General features: G+C 31.5%; 1 protein-coding gene. It reads left to right on the forward strand.

The window, feature by feature from the left end; genetic code table 11:
- Positions 1–81 precede the first annotated feature (81 nt).
- Positions 82–712 (forward strand): TonB-dependent receptor plug domain-containing protein (locus tag B2217_RS16135; RefSeq protein ID WP_291123192.1); only part of this gene is annotated, 631 nt, incomplete at its 3' end.

The raw sequence follows: 712 nt of genomic DNA on the forward strand, positions 1-712 counted from the left end.
AAATAAAAATAAATTAAAAAATTCGTTTACATTTGTCTTATTAATTATTAGACTAATTCTAAATAATAAAATTAAGGACAAATGAAGAGGCGCTTTTTTCTACTAAGCTTACTTACAACACTAACTCTACAGGCTCAAGAAATTAATTCGATTCCAAAAGATTCGACGATTAATTTGGAACAAACCGTTATTTCTGGGCAATATAATGCACAATCGGTCAAGAAATCTATTTATGAAGTAAAAGTGATTTCGCAAGAAATGATCGAGCGACAAGCAGGAAATACATTGGCAGATGTTTTAAATCAAACCTTGAATATGAATATTATTCCGAGTTCTTCTACAGGAAAATCGACGGTACAAATGTTTGGTTTAGATGCGCAATATTTCAAAATTTTGGTGGATAATATTCCATTAGTTAACGACGAAGGTTTAGGAAATAATACCGATTTAACGCAAATTAATTTAGATGATATTCAACAAATAGAAGTCGTAGAAGGTGCGATGGGAGTGGAATACGGAGCGAATTCTATTGCGGGAGTAATCAATATTATTACCAAAAAAGGAGGGAAGAATAAATTTGATATTTCTGCGACTTTGCAAGAGGAAACAATTGGTGACGAATACAATTGGAAAAATAAGGGAAGACATATACAATCCTTGAAAATCGGGCATAAATTTTCAGACAAAATCTACGCTAATTTAAGTTTTTCAC

Source organism: Empedobacter sp. UBA7620 (assembly GCF_002484185.1).
Taxonomy (GTDB): Bacteria; Bacteroidota; Bacteroidia; order Flavobacteriales; family Weeksellaceae; genus Empedobacter; species Empedobacter falsenii_C.